This window comes from Vibrio cyclitrophicus (assembly GCF_024347435.1).
Lineage (GTDB): Bacteria > Pseudomonadota > Gammaproteobacteria > Enterobacterales > Vibrionaceae > Vibrio > Vibrio cyclitrophicus.
This window is the reverse complement of record NZ_AP025480.1, coordinates 2,740,410-2,762,697: the sequence shown is the minus strand read 5'-3', so window position 1 is coordinate 2,762,697 and position 22,288 is coordinate 2,740,410. Positions and strand designations below refer to the sequence as shown.

Below are 22,288 nucleotides of genomic sequence, written 5' to 3'. Positions count from 1 at the left end.
TAGTCTCATTATTATACGCCTCGGCGCTGAATACGATCTCGTGGCATTTTGTAGAGTTATCAGCATTAAACTCGTATTAGTCTGATTTAAATAAAAATAGAATAAGGAAGAAGGATGGGAACTCAATTTAAGATGGATTCCTTACCAGGTTCTCTTATCGTGGTTGGTGGTGCGTACGAACCCTGGTTATCAGTGTTAGAACAAGTGGGTTGGCAGTGTACCCAGTGTGCAGATCTACGAAAAGCCGATGCCTTGATTGCTGACATTGGTCCATGTATCGGTATTGTTGATCTTAGCCATGATGAGTTTAGTCTTAACGGTATTGCTAACCTCGTAAGCAATAACAAGCAGGTGCGATGGCTCGCCTTTATTCGTGAATCTCAATTGAGCTCTGATACGATCTGCCAATTTATCGTTAACTTCTGTATCGACTTTTTCACGGCACCAATCCCTGATGCTCAGCTACTGAGTACTATTGGTCACCAGTTGGGTATGCTCAAGCTTGAGCAGAAAGTATGGCCAAACTACGGCATTAACAACAATATGGGCCTATTGGGTGACTCTGTGGCTGTGAAGCGCTTGAGAGACCAAGTAAAGCGCATTGGGCCTACTGATGTCAGTATCTTAATTTACGGAGAGAGTGGGGCAGGTAAAGAGACGATCGCACGTTCTATTCATCAAAACTCTTCGCGAGCACAGAATCCATTTCTAACGGTTAATTGCCGTGCCTTGTCTGAAATGAGAATAGAAGCTGAAGTGTTTGGTATTTCAACACAGCAAACTTCGGCACCGTGTATATTAGAAGAAGCAGACGGCGGAACTATCTTACTCAATGATGTGTTGGCGATGCCCCGTAATCAACAATTGAATCTACTTCGCTTTTTACAAGAAGGCAAAATTGAAACTGCGGCAGGGCCAAAATCTATCGATGTACGTATTCTGGCGGCGAACTCTTCTGATATCGAAAAAGCATTGATTGAAGGTGACTTCAATGAAGAATTGTATCATTACATTAATGTGTTGCGTATTCATGTTCCGAGTCTGAAAGAGCGTGTGAGCGATATTTCTGTGTTAGCGAATCATTTCTTACGTGAGTACTCGAAAGAGTTTAATGCTCAGGCTAAGAGTTTCTCAGAGGATGCTATTCGTTCAATGAATCGCTACCACTGGCCAGGCAACGTTCGTGAGCTGATGAATCAGATAAAGCGTGTTGTTCTGATGTCGGATGCCGTGATCATAGAAGATCACCAACTTGATTTACCAAAACAGAATGATGAACGTCGCAGTTTGAAAAGCATTCGTGAGCGTTCAGAGCGCGATGCATTGTTGATTGTATTGGAATCTTACGGTGGACAGGTCTCGTTGGCTGCTAAGGAGCTCGGAGTATCACGAGCAACGATGTACCGTTTATTGAATAAACACAGCCTTATTTCTGAGGGCGTTATTTAGAATTCTTTGCTAAGTGATTCAATCTGTTAGTGTAAATTTAAGAGCGACGCATCATGCGTGGCTCTTTTTGTTGTTAGTCGCTGTGTTCACATTCGAACAATTGAGAGATGCCCCCTAGGTCACTAAGAGATATGTTCTGTGATTTTATATAATAATAGTGAATATCTTATATATAAATGAATATGCAACTGATATTCCAGGTGAATGCATTGTTTTAAAAATGTGAGCCAATTAGCGGTTGAATAATATACTCACTTGGTTAGACTTTAACCGTAAAAGCAGCGTTTTAACAAAGACTTGTCTGCTTTCACTACCCCATTTCTTTTTGGATTTTTTAGTTAGCTTGGAGGCGCAAATGAAACATTTCGATTTTATACAGCATATTTGCGCTTCGTTTGATCCGTGTTCTGACATGGTGACTGTTATGTCACAAACATCAGCCATGGCCGATCGAAACACCCAAGATAAACCTAACTAATAGATCCGTATCCTTATTTGGCTGCGGAAAAATAGCAGCTAAGTGAGAAACCCTCATACGATCTAACACGCTATTTTTCCTCAGTTTATTCAACAACTGGAGAGTTATTATGCGTCACTCAGTATATTTAAAATTAGCAACAGTCCTTATCCGTGCAGACCTTCGTCGTGAAGAGCGTGAATGGCAACGAAAAGTTCGTCGCAGTTCATATGATCTACCATGGAACAATACTCACTTACTAAGAGATATTGGTCTTGAAGCCGATGGTCGACCTATTGGTTTTTCTGAACCCGAAGTTGTTACGATTGAACGTCGAGTACGTCACCTTCGTCGTGTCTTAAGTGCGCGAATACCGACGTAATCTGCGGGGTTGATAGCACCTTTCAACCCCTAGGATAAATCACAGTGATAGTTATGGCGTCGAAAGTGCAAACTTTTGAATTAGAACTGGCCAAAAAAGAGAAGCACTTACTTCTCTTTTTTGCTTTTTTAAGTCGTTACCTAGTAAAGGAAAAGAGTTCTACTACTCTTTAAAGAGCAGGGGAGGACGGTTATGCAAAAGCATCAATTAGACATGTGGTTACATGGAGAGCACAAAGACTCTTATCAAACACCCAAAGTGTACGTTATTGGTTGTTCTGATATCTCAGAGTATCTATTGGCGGTGGAGTACAAACACAAGCTAGAACCTGTAAAGCAAGACGGCGAGCCGCTTCACTTTGGATCCTTGGATCAAGTGAAAGAGGAGTTACTCCGGCTCGGCTTTGAAAAGGCTTACCTTCGCTTGCACAACGCGTATGATGAGTTTGGTAATGAACCTAGCCAGAGTTACTGCGATATTGAATTAGCGCTTAAACCTCATTAGAGGGAATTTACAGCGTACTTATAATCAGTATGTTCGACTTTCGTTCTCGACAGTTATGCATAGTGTGCAGTCAGCAGTTTATGGGTGAACTGGGTTCTTAAGTAAAAACCACGAGGTTTGGTTTTTATGGGTTTACCGCTTGCACCGTAAGCTTCCGTTAACACACGACTGTTTGCGGCCTTAGGGCGTAAATGGAGTGCTTCACCGTGCCTTGCTGTTATCTGTTCAACATTGCCTAAAACAATCAACTCCATCAGCTCTTCCCAATCTCTTTTTAGAAGTTCATCTTCTTCTTGGCTTGGCGTCCATAATAAAGGTGAACCAACATGCCTTTCTGCCAACGGGATTTCTCTTTCTCCTTCAACTGGGATCCACAGCACTTTAGACAGTTTATTTCTAACGTGGCTAGTTTCCCATGTTATGCCTTGTACGCCCATCAGTGGCGCAACACAAACAAACGTTGTTTCGAGTGGCTTTCCAGAATAACCAATCGGAATGCTTTTAAGTTCGATGCCCAGCTTTGCAAAATCCTGTTCTGGCTTACTGCCAGCGGGTGCACCTAAATGCCATTCTAACAGCTGCCCAACCCAACCTTTATCACGCTTAAGGTCGCTTGGCATCACCATCTCGGCTTCATCGGAGAGCTCTTTGAAGGTCATCCCTGCAATAGTATACGCTCTGTCTAATAGCTCTTGTTGTGTTTGTGGTTCTGGTTTCATAATAAAAAGCATAATCAAAAAAACGATTTTACCAGAAGTTATCACCATATGACGACTGGTTAAGAAATGATCTCCTTACTTAAAAAGGGATCAAACTCGTGGTTATCCACAGGACATAAAGGTAATTAATTGAAATATTAATTTAGTGTATAAATAAACAGGGGTTTGTGGTGGATAAAATGCTTGCTAAATAGGGGGCAAAATGAATCTTTCAGTTGCTAGTGTGGATAAACACCTGAGTGGTTGATCTTTAACCACGTTCGATTTTTGAAAGATCTTTTGCTTTCTAAATGTTTTTAAAATTATGATTATGATTTTAATTTGTTGATTTTTAATGGTTTAAAATGTTGATAATTGATTTGTTGTTTAAGGTGTTGATGAATCTATGGATTAAAAAAAACGATTGCGGGGAATTCTTCACATAGTTATTCACAGAAAAGGTGAATAAATGTGGTCTATGTCTCACTATTGTGTGGGTAACTAGAATTTGAGCAAAACTTATCCATATTCGTAGTTAATATTCATAAATATAGCGCTTATCACGTCACTAAGTTTGCTCCGATTGGGGATATGTGGAAAAATCAGAGTAATTAAAAATTTAGATAGAGGTTGGCCAGTGATAGATGGCGATGGTTACCGATTAAATGTTGGTATTGTAATCTGTAACAACCATGGTCAGGTCTTCTGGGCTAAACGATACGGGCAACATTCATGGCAATTCCCTCAAGGGGGAATAGATGAAGGTGAAACTCCGGAACAGGCAATGTACCGTGAGTTGTATGAAGAGGTTGGCCTTACTAAAAAGGATGTAAAGATCGTCGCGACAAGTCGTCATTGGTTACGCTATAAGCTACCCAAACGACTGGTTCGGTGGGATTCTAAACCTGTCTGTATTGGACAAAAACAGAAGTGGTTCCTTTTACGCTTAGATTGCGATGAATCGCAGATCAATATGCAGCGTGGAAGTACACCTGAATTTGATGGTTGGCGTTGGGTGAGTTACTGGTACCCTGTTCGACAAGTTGTTTCTTTTAAGCGAGATGTGTACCGTCGAGCGATGAAAGAATTCGCATCTTTGGCAATGCCGTTTAAAGAGCGAAAAACAAAAGGAAAACGCAAATTGCGTAGAGGTTAAGCATGCTCAGTCAACTAAGGGAAATAGTTGAACACGTATCAAGAGTTGAAGATGTGTCGACGGCTCTTGATATTTTAGTTAAAGAGACATGCAGTGCGATGCAGACGGAATGTTGCACCGTGTATTTGGCAAATAATGATATGCAGCGCCTTGAGTTGATGGCAACTCAAGGCCTGATCTTCAAAGGCAATAGTATTCACATTGGTTTTGACGAAGGCCTGGTTGGCCTTGTTAAAAGAAGCGCTGAACCTATCAACCTTGCACAAGCGTCTGCTCACCCTGCTTATAAATTTTTTCCGGAGTTGGGAGAAAAGGTTTATCACTCTTTTCTCGGTACTCCGATTATCCATCGCAAGCAAGTGCTTGGTGTTTTGGTTATTCAACAGAAATCTCCTCGTTTATTCAGTGAAATGGAAGAGTCTTTCCTTGTCACTCTTTCAGCACAACTTGCGGTTATTGTGGCGCATGCCCAAACCCAAGGTCATTGGTTATTAGAACAACAAAAGTTGCCGGCGACGAAAGGTATCGCAGCGTCATCAGGTGTAGCGATTGGTGATTTGTGGTGGGACAACACGCAACCTGAATTAACCGATGTTTATCCGGCTTCGACGCTTAATGTTGAAAGAGAGCATGAGTTGCTGGCGGTTGCTGTCGAAAATGCTCTGAATGACTTTAAGCGCATGCGCAAGCGTTTGGATAGCGAAATAAACAAAGATGCGTTGGCGATCTTTGACCTGTTTACTCACTTACTCAACGATCCCATGTTGCGTAAGGATCTGAAAAGCCAAATTCAGAAGGGCGATAAAGCTGATTGGGCACTAAGACAAGTTGTTGAAAGTTACTCTAATCGCTTTGCTCGTATGTCTGATGTCTATCTTCGCGAGAGAGCACAAGACATTCGAGAGCTCGGACAAAGGCTGCTGTATTTCCTTCATAACTCTGAGCATGAACTCCGCACGTTAGACAAGCCCATTATTCTGGTGGTACGTGAACTAACGGCCTCTGTTTTGGCGTCTATTCCAAAAGAAAAATTGTTGGCGGTCATTTCCTTGGAAGGGGCGGCGAACTCTCACGCAGCGATCTTATCTCGTGCGCTTGGCATTCCTTCGGTGATGGGGGTCAATTTCAACCTTGCCCAAGCTAATGGTAAGCAAGCGATTGTCGATGGGTATAGCGGTGAGATTTTTATTGAGCCGAGTCATAACTTACTTAGTGAATACCAAGGGCTGATTCTAGAAGAAAGTGAACTCTCTTCTATGGTCAACCGAGAATTATATTTACCAGCAAGAACGCAAGATGATCAGCAAATAGAGATCTTGCTCAATGCTGGTTTGAGTGCGGATACTAATATAGCGATTAACCAAGGGGTTGACGGCGTAGGCTTGTATCGAACGGAAATTTCTTTCTTGTTACAGCAGAGATTCCCGTCAGAAGACGAACAGTTCAAGCAGTACCGTTCTGTATTATCGAGCTATCCCGAGAAGCAAGTGGTGATGCGTACGTTGGATATTGGTGGTGATAAGGCATTACCTTATTTCCCGATTGAAGAGGACAATCCGTTTCTTGGCTGGCGTGGTATTCGTTTTACACTCGATCACCCAGATATCTTTATTATTCAACTACGCGCCATGTTGCGTGCGAGCTGTGATAGTCAGAATTTAAGTATCCTATTACCAATGATTTCGGGTGCTCAAGAGCTGGATGATGCGGTTCAGCTTATAGAACAGGCTTACGATGAAGTACACGAGCTTGATAATAGAGTACGCATGCCTCGCATTGGTATCATGATCGAAGTGCCATCAATGCTGTATTTGCTGCCGTTAATCGCAGACAAGGTCGATTTTGTTTCTGTGGGTACCAATGACTTAACCCAATATTTATTGGCGGTTGATCGGAACAATTCCCGCGTATCTGATGTCTATGAATCCATGCACCCTGCGGTGATCATGGCATTAAAACAAATTCATGATACATGTAAGCAATATCAATTACCTGTGTGTATTTGTGGCGAGCTAGCTGGTGATCCTATGGGCGCATTACTGTTGATTGGGCTAGGGTACGAAACGTTAAGTATGAATACCTCAAATGTCGCTAGAACCAAATACTTGATTCGCCAATCTAACCTGAGTGAATTACAGGATTTAGCAAATAAGGCACTTTCAAAACCGTATGGTCGTGACATCTATAGTATGATGCTCAACTATTTCGAAGAGCGTGAATTTACAGGCTTCATTCGAGCAGGTAAAAAATAGGATTTGACGTGTCATATGAACTAATAGGCTTGTTAGCAGGTCTTGGTGCTGTTGTTGGTGTTTTAGCGGGTTTGCTGGGCATTGGCGGTGGCTTGCTGGTGGTGCCTGCCTTATTGTTTTTGCTTCCTAAAGCGGGCATCCCTCAAGAGTTTGCGATGCAGATGGCATTGGCGACTTCGTTATCAACCATTATTGTTACGTCAGGATCGTCTGCGATTAACCACTTAAAGTTGGGTAACGTAGAGATATTTGTCGTTAAATGGTTGATGCCAGGTGTGGTCGTGGGTGGTTTTCTCGGTTCTTTTGTCGCCGACATCATTCCAGCTCAATATCTACCGAAAGTCTTTGGTGTGATTGTATTGGTATTGGCATTACAAATGCTGTTATCGATTCGTTCTACGAGTCAGAAAGCGATGCCAGGCTCTGCAAAAACGATGTTATGTGGTGGCGGTATTGGCTTAGTCTCAAGCTTGGCTGGTATTGGTGGTGGATCTTTATCTGTGCCTTTTCTTAACCATCATGGTGTAGAAATGCGCAAGGCCGTGGGTTCCTCTTCGGTGTGCGGCTTTGTTATTGCTATTTCAGGAATGCTCGGGTTTATTTGGCATGGTTCGTCTGTAGATGATCTTCCAGCGTTTAGTTTGGGCTATGTTTACCTACCAGCTTTGGTCGCAATATCTTGTACTTCAGTTCTAACTACTCGAGTTGGTGCGAAACTGGCGACGCAATTGCCAACTCCCGTGCTAAAGAAATTCTTTGCAATATTTTTAATGTTTATAGCAGCTACAATGCTGCTGTAGTGTCTTTTTTGTCAGCTGCTGAGCTGACCGTTATTCAATTTAGATAGAGAGCCACGTATGTCTCAGGGTTTTATCGAATTCCCAAATATCGATCCTGTTCTTATCGAACTAGGACCAATTTCAGTTCGCTGGTATGGCTTAATGTACCTTGTTGGCTTTATGTTTGCTCTTTGGCTAGCAAATCGCCGAGCTGATCAACCAGACAGTGGTTGGACCCGAGAGCAAGTATCAGATTTGTTATTTGCAGGCTTTCTAGGTGTAGTACTTGGCGGTCGTATTGGCTACGTACTTTTCTATAACTTTGACCTTTTCCTAGCAGACCCTCTTTACCTCTTTAAGGTATGGACGGGTGGTATGTCTTTCCACGGTGGTTTGCTTGGTGTTATCACTGCGATGTTCTGGTATGCGAAAAAGAACGGTCGAACCTTCTTTGGTGTAGCTGACATGATCGCGCCATTGGTTCCATTTGGTTTGGGCATGGGGCGTTTAGGTAACTTCATGAACAGCGAGCTTTGGGGCCGTGTGACTGATGTGCCATGGGCAATCGTATTCCCTAATGGTGGTCCACTTCCTCGTCACCCATCTCAACTTTACGAGATGGCGCTTGAAGGTATTGTGCTGTTCTTCATCTTGAACTGGTTTATCAAAAAGCCGCGTCCTCTTGGTTCTGTGTCAGGGTTATTCCTCGCAGGATATGGTACATTCCGCTTCTTAGTAGAATACGTACGTGAACCTGATGCTCATCTAGGTTTGTTCGGTGGATTTATCTCTATGGGACAAATTTTGTCACTGCCAATGGTTATCATCGGTGTGCTGATGATGGTGTGGGCATACAAGCGTGGTCACTACAAAGATGAATTACCACAACAAACGAAGTAAGGAACTGGTGTGAAACAGTATTTAGACCTCTGTCAGCGTATCGTTGATGACGGTACTTGGATTGAAAATGAACGCACTGGCAAGCGCTGCCTAACTGTGATCAATGCTGACCTTGAATATGATGTTGGTAATAACCAATTCCCACTGGTAACAACGCGTAAAAGCTTTTGGAAAGCGGCAGTTGCTGAACTGCTTGGTTATATCCGTGGTTACGATAATGCTGAAGATTTTCGCAAGCTAGGGACTAAAACCTGGGATGCGAATTCGAACCTGAACGAGGCATGGCTGAATAATCCTTACCGCAAGGGTGAAGACGACATGGGCCGTGTTTACGGCGTTCAAGGACGTGCATGGGCAAAACCTGACGGCGGTCATATCGACCAACTGAAGAAGATTGTTGATGATTTAACTAACGGTATTGATGACCGTGGCGAGATTTTAAACTTCTACAACCCAGGCGAGTTTCACATGGGTTGTTTGCGTCCGTGTATGTACAGCCACCACTTCTCTCTGCTTGGTGACACCCTGTACTTAAATAGTACTCAGCGCTCTTGTGATGTCCCTTTAGGTTTGAATTTCAATATGGTTCAAGTGTATGTGTTCCTCGCTATCATGGCGCAGATCACCGGCAAGAAGGCGGGCGTGGCTTACCACAAGCTTGTTAACGCTCATATCTATGAAGATCAACTTGCACCAATGCGCGATGTTCAGTTGAAGCGTGAGCCGTTAGCTGGCCCTACATTCCATATCAATCCTGAGATTAAGTCTCTAGAAGATTTAGAAACATGGGTAACGATGGATGACTTCTGGGTTGAAGGTTACGAATGCCACGAGGCGATTAAGTACCCATTCTCGGTTTAATGCAATCCGTTTTATTTGATTAAAAGGCTGCCATTGTGCGGCTTTTTTTGTACCTGTAGCTCGGTAACGAGATACGAAGAGCGTGTTTAGATTTGAGTCAGTGATATACGAAATATCAAACGCAGATAATGAGGGGAGTCGCTTTTTTTTTACTCGTTTACTCGAATCACGCATCTGCTTTTGCTTTTCGTCACTCGCTACTCGAATCCCACACCTTCTTTTTCTTCCCTCATCGGCTCCTAAAAAGAAAAAGCCCGCAACCTAGGAAGTTGCGGGCTTTGCTATAAGCGATGTGTCTTTCTAGCGGTTAAGCTATCTAATTCTTTAGCTATCAAGCAGTCAGTGCTAACACAGTACCAGGCAGTACAAGGAATACTGCAACAAGGTAACCAGCGACTACAGACTTATTCTTCACAGCCATATCAGAAATGATGTCAGAAGCTTTCACTGGAAGTTCACGTAGGAACGGAATACCGAAGATGAATACCGTTGCCATGATGTTGAACACCAAGTGTACTAGAGCAATCTGTAGTGCGAATACTGCAAACTCACCAGATACTGCTGTAGCTGCAAGTAGAGCGGTAATACAAGTACCAATGTTTGCACCCAGAGTGAATGGGTAAACGTCACGTACTTTAAGAACACCTGAGCCTACTAGCGGAACCATCAAGCTTGTTGTCGTAGAAGATGACTGAACAAGGATAGTCACGATAGAGCCAGAAGCGATACCGTGGATAGGACCACGACCGATTGCATTCTTTAGAATCTCACGAGCACGACCAACCATCAGGCTCTTCATTAGCTTACCCATTACAGTGATAGCTACGAAGATTGTTGCGATACCAAGAACGATAAGCATGACGCCGCCTACAGTGTCGCCAAACGTTGATAGTGGTTCTTTAATCGCACTGACTACTGGTTTAGTGATTGGCTTGATGAAGTTAAGACCACCCATGCTCATATCACCTGTTGCTAGCATCGGTGATACTAACCAGTGAGAAATTTTCTCTAGAATACCAAATGCCATCTCTAATGGTAGGAAGATAGCGACGGCTAATAAGTTAAAGAAGTCGTGAATGGTCGCACTTGCGAATGCACGTTTGAATTCTTCTTTACAACGAACATGACCAAGACTAACAAGTGTATTGGTTACTGTTGTACCAATGTTTGCACCCATGATCATAGGGATTGCTAGCTCAACAGGTAAACCACCTGCCACAAGGCCAACGATAATTGAAGTAACTGTACTTGATGATTGAATAAGTGCTGTTGCCACTAAGCCGATCATTAAGCCTGCAACTGGGTGTGAAGCAAATTCGAAAAGAACCTTTGCTTGTTCGCCTGTTGCCCATTTGAAGCCTGTACCAACCATTGAAACTGAAAGTAATAGTAGGTAAAGCATGAATGCCAAGTTAGCCCAGCGTAGCCAACGAGTAGTGCTCGAAATCGGCGCTGCTGCAGTAGTAGCTTGGTTCATAATGTTTTCTCCATTGGACCGTTTAAGTCTGTGTTTGGTCTGTTTGTTTAATCTGAGCGTGATGTTAGAGGGGAAATATTTCAGTAATATTACATTTTGGTTTAGGTGAGACTTTTTTGTGATGATTTGCTGTTTAAATATCAAAACTTTAAATGGTGGTTGGTTAAATTGTTGTTTTTAAATGATTTTATTTTGATTTTTGAGAGGTGATATAGATCTTAAAAGTTAGAAAAAAATTGAAAATAATCGCTTAAATATTACATTATGAAATTAGACACTTCGAAAAAATAAGTAGTAATCGATGTATAAGTTAGGTTTTTCCGAGTTTGTTGAGTGAGTGCGTCATATTTGATATAAAGGATATCTTCTCTTTTATTATTACGGCACATCTATGTCGCACCTCAACTACAACCACCTCTATTACTTCTGGATGGTTTGCAAGCAAGGTTCTGTTACTAAAGCTGCAGAAGCCCTATTTCTCACACCTCAAACGGTTACAGGTCAGATTAAAGCGTTAGAAGAGCGCATGGATGGCAAGTTAACTAAGCGCAATGGTCGCAGTGTTGAACCTACTGAGCTTGGTCAGCTGGTGTTTAAGTATGCTGATCGTATGTTTGGCTTAAGTTATGAAATGTTGGATATTGTGAATTACAGCCAGCACTCAAATATTCTGTTTGATGTGGGTGTAGCGGATGCGCTGTCAAAAAGGCTCGTGAGCAAGATCTTGATGTCGACGATTCCAGAAGATAACAGTATCCACCTTCGCTGTTTTGAATCGACTCATGAAATGCTTCTTGAACAACTCTCTCAACATAAGCTCGATATGATCTTGTCTGACTGTCCGGTGGATTCTAGTCAAAGCCCTGGCTTGTTTAGTAAGAAGCTGGGTGAGAGTGGTATGACTTTTTTCTGTTCTGGTAATGTAGAAGATGTGAGTTTCCCCGCTGTATTGGAGCAAAGGAAGCTTCTTATCCCCGGAAGTCGAACTTCTATGGGACGAAAGGTACTACAGTGGTTTGATAGGCAGGGTCTAAAGCCCGATATTTTAGGCGAATTTGATGATGCGGCACTGATGAAAGCTTTTGCTCGTTATCATCATGACGCTATTTTTTTAGCACCTACTCTCTATATATCTGAAGTTGAAGAAGACACATCGTTACAGCTGTTGGGTGGCATCGAAGAGTTAAAAGAAGAGTACTACGTCATATTTGCTGAGAGGATGATCCAACATCCAGCAGTAAAAAATGTATGTGACGCAGATTTTAGCAAATTGTTCGAGTGAGGTTGTTTGTTAATGAATTGATATCGATTATCATAACCCTACCATATGCCGGAAATTCTGATAGCCCGTAGTTGGCGTAAAGGTTGTAGGGAGCCAAACTATGAACTTAAAAGAGATGGAGAAGAACTCAGCGCAAGCTGTGATTCTACTTAAAGCCATGGCCAACGAGCGTCGCTTACAAATCTTGTGCCTGTTACATGGTACTGAGCTGTCGGTTGGGGAGTTGTGTGGCAAGTTAGAACTGAGTCAGTCTGCTTTATCTCAGCACCTTGCGTGGTTGAGAAGGGATGGCTTGGTTGATACTCGTAAAGAGGCTCAAACTGTATATTACACATTGAGTAGCGAAGAAGTAAAAGCAATGATTAACCTACTGCACGGTATGTACTGCAAGTAGCTTGTTGTTGGTAGGAGGGTAATCTCTTATCAGGAATAAGGTCGACACAAGGAAGTGTCAATATTTCACGTCGAACGTTAGTACCTATCAGTTATCTTTTATCAATCTACTCTCTTTGATCGATTTGTTAGACGTTTGTTTGTCTACTTATTTGTCTATCGGTCAACGAAACAATTTTTAGTAAGAAAAATATTTTGTAATAAACCAATAGCTGTTAGTAAAAAAACAACGTTCAGCGAGAAAAATAACAGCGTTACTCAAAATTTAGATATAAAAAAACCGGCCAAGGCCGGTTTTTTTCGTTTTGCGTTGTAATCAAATTTCTATTAAAGAGCTTTGATTGCAGCAGCGAAACGAGACTTATGACGTGCAGCTTTATTCTTATGAATAAGGCCTTTAGTCGCCATACGGTCTAGAAGTGGTGTAACTTCTACAAGAGCAGCAGTTGCAGCTTCTTTATCACCAGCTGCGATAGCTGCGATAGTCTTTTTCATGTAAGTGCGCATCATAGAACGACGGCTAGCATTGTGCTGGCGACGTTTCTCAGCTTGGATAGCGCGCTTCTTAGCAGATTTACTGTTTGCCAAGGGTCTAACTCCCAAAAACTTAGTTCGGTGACAATTTAAGGGCGAGGACTATCCCTCATTAGCGCTTAATTGTCAAATGATTTGTGCAAAAACCAATCGTAGCCAAACAAACTTTGGTATGGAAAGGTCATCGCGGTTAAGATGGCGGGGATTCTAACAGCATTTTTAGACCAATGCTAATAAATATGCTTCTTAGGACAGGATAGTATTTATCCTCGCTTGAAAGTAATCAACCAGTGTCAGAGGTTTCTGTGAGTAAAAGACTATTAAAGTCAGGCCTGATTGTCAGTGCAATGACTTTTGTTTCCCGTGTATTGGGGCTAGTACGTGATGTAGTAGTAGCAAATTTAATGGGAGCAGGAGCGAGTGCCGACGTATTTTTCTTCGCTAATAAAATTCCTAATTTTTTACGTCGACTTTTTGCAGAAGGTGCTTTTTCTCAAGCGTTTGTACCGGTACTAACGGAATATCACGCTGCAGGTGACAAAGATAAGACACGAGATTTAATTGCTAAGGTGTCGGGTACTCTCGGAGTTTTAGTATCTATAGTAACCGTTATTGGGGTATTGGGCTCCGGTGTGATCACTGCGATGTTTGGTGCCGGTTGGTTTATCGACTGGCTGAATGACGGACCTGCAGCCCCAAAATTCGAACTTGCGAGCTTTATGCTTAAGATTACCTTCCCTTATTTATGGTTTATCACCTTTGTTGCTTTATCTGGTGCGATTCTCAATACATTAGGTAAGTTCGCCGTCTCTTCTTTTACACCTGTGTTCTTGAATGTGATGATCATTGGCGCAGCATGGTTTATCTCTCCTAATTTAGATCAACCAGAAATTGGATTAGCTATCGGTGTATTTCTCGGTGGATTAGTCCAATTCCTTTTCCAAATGCCGTTCTTAATAAAAGCAGGTGTGTTGGTTAAACCTAAGTGGGGTTGGAGAGATCCGGGTGTCGTTAAGATCCGCACACTAATGATCCCTGCGCTTTTTGGTGTATCGGTCAGCCAAATCAACTTACTGTTTGATACCTTCATTGCTAGTTTCCTAGCGACAGGTTCTATCAGTTGGTTGTACTACTCAGATCGATTGCTTGAATTTCCATTAGGGTTATTCGGGATCGCGATTGCGACGGTGATTCTTCCTGCTTTGTCTCGTAAACACGTAGACGCTCAAGGAGAAGGATTTGCGCATACCATGGATTGGGGCGTACGCATGGTTTTACTGCTTGGTATTCCTGCTATGTTGGGTCTGATTGTTTTGGCTAAACCCATGTTAATGGTGCTGTTTATGCGTGGTGAGTTTTCTCCCCACGATGTACAACAGGCGTCGATGTCGCTAGTGGCTTATGCATCAGGTCTGCTTAACTTCATGTTGATTAAAGTATTAGCTCCGGGTTATTACTCTCGCCAAGATACCAAAACACCAGTTAAGTACGGCATTATCGCTATGGTGACTAACATGGTGTTCAACGCGATCTTTGCTTACTTCTATGGTTATGTTGGTTTGGCGATTGCGACGGCCTTGTCTGCCTTTGTGAATATGGCCTTGCTATATCGGGGTTTGCATCTTGCGGGTGTCTATCAATTAACTAAGACAACCTTGTTGTTTAGTGCCAAGTTGCTTGTCTCCGGTGTAGTGATGGTCGCAGCCATTTTATGGCAGTTGGATAATATGCAACAGTGGCTGGATTGGGGCTTCAGTCAGAGAGCACTGACATTAACAGGCTTGATCGGACTTGGTGGCTTTGTTTATATTGTTTCGGTACTGATTTTAGGTATCCGAGTAAAACATTTAAAAGCAGCGACAGATTAATGCTGATTAGTATATAATCCGTCGGTTTCACACAATAAATGATGCAAATTACAGGTTTTAGCTGATCATAATGGAACTGATCCGAGGTATACATAATATTAAAGCGCAGCATCATGGCTGTGTATTAACCATAGGTAACTTCGATGGTGTTCATTTAGGGCATCAAGAAGTTCTGAGTCAGGTTTCTAATCAAGCTGCAGCATTAGGGCTCCCTTCTGTTGTTATGACGTTTGAGCCGCAACCTATGGAGTTGTTTGCTAAAGGTCGAGCGCCAGCGCGTTTAACTCGTTTACGAGATAAATATGTGCAATTGAGTAAGCTAGATATCAGTCGTTTATTGTGTGTTAATTTTAATCAGTATTTTGCTAGTTTATCCGCGGAAGCATTCGTTAAGGAGCTTTTGGTTGATAAGCTTGGTGTGAAATTCTTGGTGGTTGGTGACGATTTTTGCTTTGGCAAAGGCCGAACAGGTAATTTCGCTATGCTTAAAGAAGCGGGTGAAAAATATGGTTTTGAGGTGGTGAGCACCCAAAGCTATTGCTTAAACCAATTACGAGTAAGCAGCACTGAGATACGAAATGCGTTAGCGGCCAATGACTTGGCTTCTAGTGCTACTATGCTTGGGCGTGACTACAGTATCAGTGGTCGTGTTTCTCATGGTCGTAAACTAGGGAGAACTATCGGTTTCCCTACCGCTAATATTCCATTAAAACGTTGTGTTTCTCCTGTGTCGGGAGTGTATGTTGTTGAAGCATTAGATATCGACGGTGTTCCTGTCGGTGGTGTTGCTAACATTGGACAACGACCAACAGTTAATGGGGTAAGGCAGCAATTAGAAGTACATTTTTTTGACTTTAAAGCCAATTTATATGGTAAACAGTTAGAAGTGCGACTTTTGCACAAACTGCGCGACGAGATAAAGTTTGAGTCGTTCGACGCATTAAAAAATCAAATAGAATTGGATGCTGAAGCCGCAAGGGTGTGGCTGCTTCAGCTAAAGAATTAGTCGGATGATTCCACCGATTAACATAATGTCTAACTTCGCCCAATATAACGGAATTAAGAATCGATGAGTGATTATAAAGATACCCTGAACTTACCAGAAACAGGGTTCCCAATGCGCGGCAATCTGGCAAATCGTGAACCAGAAATGCTTAAGCGTTGGTACAAAGAAGACCTTTACGGTGAAATCCGTAAGGCAAAGAAAGGCAAAAAATCTTTCGTGCTGCATGACGGCCCTCCATACGCGAACGGCGACATTCACATTGGCCACGCGCTGAACAAGATTCTTAAAGACATTATTATTAAATCTAAGACCCTTTCTGGTTTTGATGCACCGTACATCCCAGGGTGGGACTGTCACGGTCTTCCAATCGAGTTGATGGTTGAGAAGAAGAAAGGTAAGCCTGGTCAGAAGATTTCGGCTGCTGAATTCCGCGAAGAGTGTCGTAAGTACGCTGCGGGCCAAGTTGAAGGTCAGAAAGAGAGCTTCAAACGTCTTGGTATCATGGGCGAGTGGGATAAACCTTACCGCACTATGGATTTCGGCACAGAAGCGAACATCATTCGTTCTCTAGGCAAAATCGCAGACAAAGGTCACCTTCTTAAAGGTTTCAAACCAGTTCACTGGTGTACTGACTGTGGTTCTGCTCTGGCTGAAGCTGAAGTTGAATATAAAGATAAGGTTTCGCCATCTATCGATGTGAAATTTACTGCAGCTGACGAAGCGGCACTTCTAGAGAAATTTACTCTAGCGGAAGGTCACGCGGGTCAAGGCGAAATCTCAATCGTTATCTGGACGACAACACCATGGACTCTGCCAGCAAACCGCGCAGTATGTCTACGTGATGATCTTGAATACGTGCTTATCCAAGTTGAAGCGAATGGCGAACAACCTGCTCAACGTATCGTTGTTGCTTCTGAATTAGCAAAAGACGTAATGGATCGTGCAGGTATTGAGCACTTCCATAATCTTGGTTTTGCGACTGGTGCTGATCTTGAGCTTTCTCAGTTCAACCACCCGTTCTACGATTTTACTGTTCCTGCCGTTCTTGGTGACCACGTTACTACTGATTCGGGTACTGGTGTCGTTCATACTGCGCCTGGTCATGGTCAAGAGGATTTCGTGGTTGGTAAGAAGTACAACCTAGAAATCGCTAACCCAGTAGGTTCAAACGGCGTTTACCTGCCAGATACTGAGCTATTCGCTGGTCAGCATGTATTCAAAGCGAACGATTCTGTTTTAGAAGTTCTAAAAGAGAAAGGTGCACTATTGCATCACCACGCTTACGAGCATAGCTACCCACACTGCTGGAGACACAAAACGCCAATCATTTTCCGTGCCACACCACAATGGTTCATCTCTATGGATCAAGCAGGCCTACGTGCAAAAGCACTAGAGTCAACAAAGAGTGTTGAATGGATGCCAGAATGGGGTCAAAGCCGTATCGAAGGTATGATCGAAGGTCGCCCTGAGTGGTGTATCTCTCGTCAACGTACTTGGGGCGTGCCAATTGCTCTCTTCGTTCATAAAGAAACATCAGAACTTCACCCAGATAGCCCAGCTCTTATTGAAAAAGTAGCGAAGCTTGTGGAAGAAAAAGGCATTCAAGCTTGGTGGGATGTAGACGCTGCTGAACTGATGGGTGCTGAAGACGCTGACAAGTACGAGAAAGTACTTGATACGCTAGACGTATGGTTCGACTCAGGTGTAACTCACTTCTCTGTTGTGGACTCTCGTGAAGAGTACAACTTCCCAAATGAAGAAAGAACGCACAGTGCTGATCTTTACCTTGAAGGCTCTGACCAACACCGTGGCTGGTTCCAGTCATCTTTGATTTCATCTATCGCGATGAAAGACGAAGCACCATACAAGCAAGTGCTAACGCACGGTTTCGTGGTTGATGGTAACGGCCGTAAGATGTCTAAATCTATCGGTAACGTTGTTGCTCCTAAAGATGTAACGAACAAGCTAGGCGCAGATATTCTACGTCTATGGGTTGCTTCTACGGATTACACTAACGAAGTTGCGGTTTCTGACGAAATCCTTAAGCGTTCTGCTGATGCATACCGTCGTATTCGTAACACGGCTCGTTTCTTCCTAGCGAACTTGAACGGTTTCAATCCTGAAACTGACCTAGTTCCAGCTGAAGAAATGGTTGCACTTGATCGCTGGGCTGTTGGCCGTGCTCAAGCTGCACAAGAAGAGATTGTTAAAGCATACGGTGAGTACAACACTCACGGTGTGACTCAACGTCTAATGCAGTTCTGTTCTATCGAAATGGGTTCTTTCTACCTAGACGTAATCAAAGACCGTCAGTACACAGCAAAACAGGGCAGCCATGCTCAACGTAGCTGTCAAACGGCGCTTTACTACATCGTAGAAGCTTTAGTTCGTTGGATGGCGCCTATCATGTCGTTCACTGCAGATGAAATCTGGAACGAGATGCCAAGCTCTTTACCAACTGGAGAGCAGCGCGACACGTTTGTATTCACTGGCGAGTGGTTCGAAGGCCTATTTGGTCTTGCTGACGACGAAGAGCTAAGCAACGAATTTTGGACTGAAATCCAGTCAGTTCGTGGCGCAGTGAACAAGCTTCTTGAAGATGCTCGTAAAGAGAAAACAATCGGTGGTGCACTGCAGGCTGAAGTTACTCTATACGCTGACGATGCACTAGCGGCTAAAATCAACAAGCTAGAAGATGAGCTACGTTTCGTACTTATCACTTCTGCTGCTGTTGTTAAGCCACTTAGCGATAAGTCTGATACAGCTCAAGCGACAGACGTTGAAGGTCTGTACGTTGAAGTTGCAGCAACTGAAGCTGAGAAGTGTGACCGTTGCTGGCACCACACTCCAGATGTAGGCACAATTGAAGGTCACGAGAAAATTTGTGGTCGTTGTGTGTCGAACATCGACGGTGAAGGCGAAGTGCGTAAGTTCGCATAACGACTCAGAGAAAGACTGAACTTTTTGTAAAAATCATAGCCCCAGTATCAACTGGGGTTATTTTTAATTATAGGAAATGTGTTTAACCAAGCTGACTTCTCGTGTTCATCCATTGAGAATGGATAATGAGATGATTTGACTGAGTAGATACTAGGAATAGAAATGAGTGAAGTTTCGTTAAAACAATCTGGTGTGCGTTGGTTATGGTTGGCTCTGCTGGTTTTCGTTGCAGATATCGGCATCAAACTTTTCGTCATGGACAACATGGGTTATGGCTGGGCAAACCGTATTGAGGTGCTGCCATTCTTTAATTTTTTGTATGTTCATAACTACGGCGCGGCATTTAGCTTTCTGAGTGATCAGAGTGGCTGGCAGCGTTGGTTGTTTACTGGTATCGCCTTTGCGGTAACTGGCATGCTGACATACTGGATGAGTAAACTACCTGCGGCAGAGAAGTGGAATAACATTGCTTATGCGATCATCATTGGTGGCGCTGTTGGTAACGTATTTGACCGAGTAGTACACGGCTTTGTTGTCGATTACTTAGATTTCTACTGGGGTACTTACCACTGGCCTGCGTTTAACTTAGCGGATATGGGGATCTGTATCGGTGCAGCGATGATCATCTTAGATGGTTTCCGTAAGAAAGACGAAAGCAAATAGGCGACTCTAATAGTAATGAGTATAAAGTAAATTGCTTTGAACTAGATGGCCTTAAAGTCAGTCTATGACTCACAGATTAGAATAGCCCTAAGCGCTGTCGGTTGATTCCGACGGCGCTTTTTTTTATGCTGCTCTTAATAAGGAAGCAAAACAGAATGCCCCTTCAAATAATAAAGAAATCTAAGGAAAGTAACGTGGCAACAATTAAAAATGATTCAGCAGTAACCTTACATTTTACGATTAAAATGAAAGATGGTTCAGTTGCCGATAGCACCGAAAATATGGGCAAACCTGCGAAGTTCGTTATGGGTGATGGCAGCCTAAGTGAGAACTTTGAACAGTGCCTGATTGGTCTTGAAACGGGGACTGAAAAGTCTATCGAATTGAAGGCGCAAGATGCGTTTGGTATGCCGAATCCTGATCATATTCACTATATGGATCGCGCGAAGTTTGTTGGTGACTCTGAAGTTGAAGTGGGCACTATCATGGCTTTCTCCGGTCCTGACGGTATGGAAATCCCTGGGATTATCACCGAGATCGCGGGTGATTCAGTGACGGTTGATTTTAATCACCCATTAGCAGGTCAAGACGTTACTTTCGATGTCAACATCTTAGCGGTTGAATAATTATCTTTACGGTGGAGTAGCTATCTTAACGGTAGAATAACCATCTTAACGTTAGAGTAGCACCGCCTACAGCTGTGATGTAACCCAGAGCTTCACTGTCTAGACGCTTCACTGTAGAATGCGAACCTCGCTGACGGCGAACTCTATAGAAACAACCTTAGTTCCGCGGTAAATGATGAGCAATGAAATGAAAATAATGTTAGCTAACCCTCGTGGCTTTTGTGCCGGTGTCGATCGTGCGATCAGTATCGTAGAGCGTGCACTTGAAATGTATCAGCCACCGATTTATGTTCGCCATGAAGTGGTACATAACCGCTTTGTTGTTGAGGGGCTCAAGCAGCGTGGTGCTATTTTTGTCGAAGAACTGAGTGAAGTGCCAGACGACAACATCGTGATATTCTCGGCTCACGGTGTTTCTCAAGCGGTTCGTAAAGAAGCGAAAGAGCGTGAGTTAACGGTATTTGATGCGACGTGTCCTTTGGTGACTAAAGTTCATATGGAGGTTGCTCGTGCGAGCCGCAAACATATGGAAGTGGTACTGATTGGTCACGCGGGCCACCCTGAAGTGGAAGGCACCATGGGTCAATACGCTAGCCAAACCGGTGGTATGTACTTGGTTGAAAGGCCAGAAGACGTACAGAACCTAGTAGTGAACGACCCGAGTAATCTGCACTACGTTAGCCAAACAACGCTATCAGTTGATGAAACAGCAGATGTGATTGAAGAGCTACGTCGCGTGTTCCCTGAGATCCAAGGTCCACGTAAGGACGATATCTGCTACGCGACTCAAAACCGTCAAGACGCAATTCGTGAAATGGCAAACGATGTAGACGTTGTAATTGTCGTTGGTTCTAAGAACTCATCGAACTCAACTCGTTTAAAAGAGCTGGCTGAGAAGCTAGGCACGCCAGGTTATCTAACAGACTGCCCTGAAGACATTCAAACTGAATGGGTTGAAGGGAAAAAGAAAATAGGTGTAACAGCCGGAGCCTCTGCTCCTGAAGAGCTAGTAAACCAGATCTTAGATCGGATTCGTGAGTTGGGTGCTACCGAGGTTGAAGAGATTCAAGGTCGCGAAGAGAACATGTTCTTCGAAGTACCCAAAGAGCTACAGATTAAGCAAGTCGACTGATCTCTAGTGATTCGTAAACACTATTGATTTGTAAACAGCAGTAAGCCAACGTGATACGTTGGCTTTTTTGATCGTGCTTTGGAACAGGGCGTCGAACTTCTAACGGGTTACTGGAGACCGAGTTGCTCTTTTAACGTCTTGAGATAACGACGACTGACAGGTACTTCAAAGCCGGTCAGGGTAATGATCTCTGCTAATCCATTTTCTAATAATTTGATTTCTTGGATCGATTTTATGTTGATCAAATACTGTCGGTGACAGCGGATCAAGTCGGTTTTTTCTTCGAGGATTTTTAGTGTTAACTGTGAGGTTGCGGTTTGCGATGAGCTACGTACGTGGACACCGCTGATATCGGAATACGCGCACTCGACCGTTTGACTTGCCATTATCACAATACGGTTATGTCCAATACATGGAATCTGCTCTAAATGACAGGGAGCAATCGCTGAGATGTTCTGGTCTGGTGCTTTCTGATTTTGTTTTATGACCTTATTTAGGCGACAAACGCTCTTGTTTAATCGACAAGGCTCGACTGGCTTAAGTAGGTAATCAAAAGCGTTATCTTCAAAGGCTTGAATAGCATATTGGTCGTAGGCGGTAACGAATACCACGTAAGGCATTGTGTCTGGGTCAAGCATACTCAGCAGTTCGATCCCGGTAACCTGAGGCATTTGAATATCCAAGTACACCACATCTGGCTTGAGAAGATTAATCTGCTTAAGCCCTTCTATCGCGTTGCTCGCTTGGCCGATGACTTCCACTTCTCCGGTTTCGGTTAGTAGTTCAATCAGTTCTTCGCGAGCAAATAGCTCATCATCGACAACTAATGCCTTTAACATCCTACAATCTTCATCTTGATTTCATCCCTGTTTTATTCACGTTATGTTTTTAAATGTTAGCTTTAAATATGTCTACTCGGAGCTATTCGT

At 43.2% G+C, this 22,288-nt stretch carries 20 protein-coding genes; 16 read left to right on the top strand and 4 right to left on the bottom strand.

What is annotated here, in order from left to right:
- Positions 1-114: 114 nt before the first annotated feature.
- The 3 genes from vpsR (at position 115) to OCW38_RS12175 (ending at position 2,792) form a co-directional block, all read left to right on the top strand.
- Positions 115-1,449: a cyclic-di-GMP-binding transcriptional regulator VpsR gene (gene vpsR, locus OCW38_RS12185; protein WP_010434821.1), complete on the top strand. Its 1,335-nt coding sequence runs from the start codon at positions 115-117 to the stop codon at positions 1,447-1,449.
- Positions 1,450-2,036: 587 nt separating this feature from the next.
- A complete protein-coding gene (locus tag OCW38_RS12180) occupies positions 2,037-2,288 on the top strand; it encodes a hypothetical protein (RefSeq protein WP_004735015.1) in 252 nt (83 codons plus the stop codon).
- 192 nt (positions 2,289-2,480) lie between these two features.
- On the top strand, positions 2,481-2,792 hold the full coding sequence (locus OCW38_RS12175) for a DUF6482 family protein (protein ID WP_004735016.1): 312 nt from the start codon (positions 2,481-2,483) through the stop codon (positions 2,790-2,792).
- Between the two features lie 53 nt (positions 2,793-2,845).
- Here OCW38_RS12175 and mutH read toward each other — a convergent pair whose 3' ends face one another.
- Positions 2,846-3,511, bottom strand: a complete 666-nt coding sequence (mutH, locus tag OCW38_RS12170) for a DNA mismatch repair endonuclease MutH (RefSeq protein WP_010434822.1) — start codon at positions 3,509-3,511, stop codon at positions 2,846-2,848.
- Between the two features lie 616 nt (positions 3,512-4,127).
- Here mutH and rppH point away from each other — a divergent pair.
- Genes rppH through OCW38_RS12145 form a run of 5 tightly spaced genes read left to right on the top strand, consistent with a single transcriptional unit; the run spans position 4,128 to position 9,438 of the window.
- Positions 4,128-4,646 (top strand): RNA pyrophosphohydrolase, encoded by a 519-nt coding sequence (gene rppH / locus OCW38_RS12165; RefSeq protein WP_004735018.1) that lies wholly within the window; start codon positions 4,128-4,130, stop codon positions 4,644-4,646.
- A gap of 2 nt (positions 4,647-4,648) precedes the next feature.
- Positions 4,649-6,898 carry a phosphoenolpyruvate--protein phosphotransferase gene (ptsP, locus tag OCW38_RS12160; protein WP_010434823.1) on the top strand — a complete coding sequence of 750 codons (2,250 nt, stop codon included), beginning with the start codon at positions 4,649-4,651 and terminating at the stop codon, positions 6,896-6,898.
- An 8-nt stretch (positions 6,899-6,906) separates the two neighbouring features.
- Positions 6,907-7,698, top strand: coding sequence for a sulfite exporter TauE/SafE family protein (locus tag OCW38_RS12155; protein WP_010434824.1), 792 nt, complete (start codon positions 6,907-6,909; stop codon positions 7,696-7,698).
- Positions 7,699-7,755: 57 nt separating this feature from the next.
- Positions 7,756-8,577, top strand: a complete 822-nt coding sequence (gene lgt / locus OCW38_RS12150; protein ID WP_010434825.1) for a prolipoprotein diacylglyceryl transferase — start codon at positions 7,756-7,758, stop codon at positions 8,575-8,577.
- A 9-nt stretch (positions 8,578-8,586) separates the two neighbouring features.
- On the top strand, positions 8,587-9,438 hold the full coding sequence (locus OCW38_RS12145) for a thymidylate synthase (RefSeq protein ID WP_010434826.1): 852 nt from the start codon (positions 8,587-8,589) through the stop codon (positions 9,436-9,438).
- A 331-nt stretch (positions 9,439-9,769) separates the two neighbouring features.
- Here the strand turns inward: OCW38_RS12145 and OCW38_RS12140 are convergent, their stop codons facing one another.
- Positions 9,770-10,915, bottom strand: coding sequence for a Na/Pi symporter (locus OCW38_RS12140; protein WP_010434827.1), 1,146 nt, complete (start codon positions 10,913-10,915; stop codon positions 9,770-9,772).
- A 391-nt stretch (positions 10,916-11,306) separates the two neighbouring features.
- On the opposite strand from OCW38_RS12140, the gene nhaR reads away from it, so the two are divergent.
- Together nhaR and OCW38_RS12130 are read left to right on the top strand one after the other, a co-directional pair.
- Complete coding sequence (nhaR, locus tag OCW38_RS12135; protein WP_010434828.1) at positions 11,307-12,197, top strand: transcriptional activator NhaR; 891 nt, start codon at positions 11,307-11,309, stop codon at positions 12,195-12,197.
- Between the two features lie 100 nt (positions 12,198-12,297).
- Entirely contained in the window at positions 12,298-12,591 is a 294-nt protein-coding gene (locus OCW38_RS12130; protein ID WP_010434829.1) for an ArsR/SmtB family transcription factor, read from the top strand.
- Between the two features lie 326 nt (positions 12,592-12,917).
- Here OCW38_RS12130 and rpsT read toward each other — a convergent pair whose 3' ends face one another.
- Positions 12,918-13,178 carry a 30S ribosomal protein S20 gene (gene rpsT, locus OCW38_RS12125; RefSeq protein WP_004739529.1) on the bottom strand — a complete coding sequence of 87 codons (261 nt, stop codon included), beginning with the start codon at positions 13,176-13,178 and terminating at the stop codon, positions 12,918-12,920.
- A 251-nt stretch (positions 13,179-13,429) separates the two neighbouring features.
- Between rpsT and murJ the strand changes: the two genes are divergently transcribed.
- From murJ to ispH, 6 genes are all read left to right on the top strand, one after another.
- A complete protein-coding gene (gene murJ, locus OCW38_RS12120; RefSeq protein WP_010434830.1) occupies positions 13,430-14,992 on the top strand; it encodes a murein biosynthesis integral membrane protein MurJ in 1,563 nt (520 codons plus the stop codon).
- Positions 14,993-15,062: 70 nt separating this feature from the next.
- On the top strand, positions 15,063-15,998 hold the full coding sequence (gene ribF / locus OCW38_RS12115; protein ID WP_261894186.1) for a bifunctional riboflavin kinase/FAD synthetase: 936 nt from the start codon (positions 15,063-15,065) through the stop codon (positions 15,996-15,998).
- A 63-nt stretch (positions 15,999-16,061) separates the two neighbouring features.
- Positions 16,062-18,938 carry an isoleucine--tRNA ligase gene (ileS, locus tag OCW38_RS12110; protein ID WP_010434836.1) on the top strand — a complete coding sequence of 959 codons (2,877 nt, stop codon included), beginning with the start codon at positions 16,062-16,064 and terminating at the stop codon, positions 18,936-18,938.
- A gap of 162 nt (positions 18,939-19,100) precedes the next feature.
- A complete protein-coding gene (lspA, locus tag OCW38_RS12105) occupies positions 19,101-19,601 on the top strand; it encodes a signal peptidase II (RefSeq protein ID WP_010434837.1) in 501 nt (166 codons plus the stop codon).
- Positions 19,602-19,795: 194 nt separating this feature from the next.
- Positions 19,796-20,227, top strand: coding sequence for an FKBP-type peptidyl-prolyl cis-trans isomerase (gene fkpB, locus OCW38_RS12100; protein WP_016767727.1), 432 nt, complete (start codon positions 19,796-19,798; stop codon positions 20,225-20,227).
- 175 nt (positions 20,228-20,402) lie between these two features.
- Entirely contained in the window at positions 20,403-21,359 is a 957-nt protein-coding gene (gene ispH / locus OCW38_RS12095) for a 4-hydroxy-3-methylbut-2-enyl diphosphate reductase (RefSeq protein WP_029189243.1), read from the top strand.
- Between the two features lie 107 nt (positions 21,360-21,466).
- On the opposite strand, the gene btsR is transcribed toward ispH, so the two are convergent.
- Positions 21,467-22,198: a two-component system response regulator BtsR gene (gene btsR / locus OCW38_RS12090; protein ID WP_010434840.1), complete on the bottom strand. Its 732-nt coding sequence runs from the start codon at positions 22,196-22,198 to the stop codon at positions 21,467-21,469.
- Positions 22,199-22,288 lie beyond the last annotated feature (90 nt).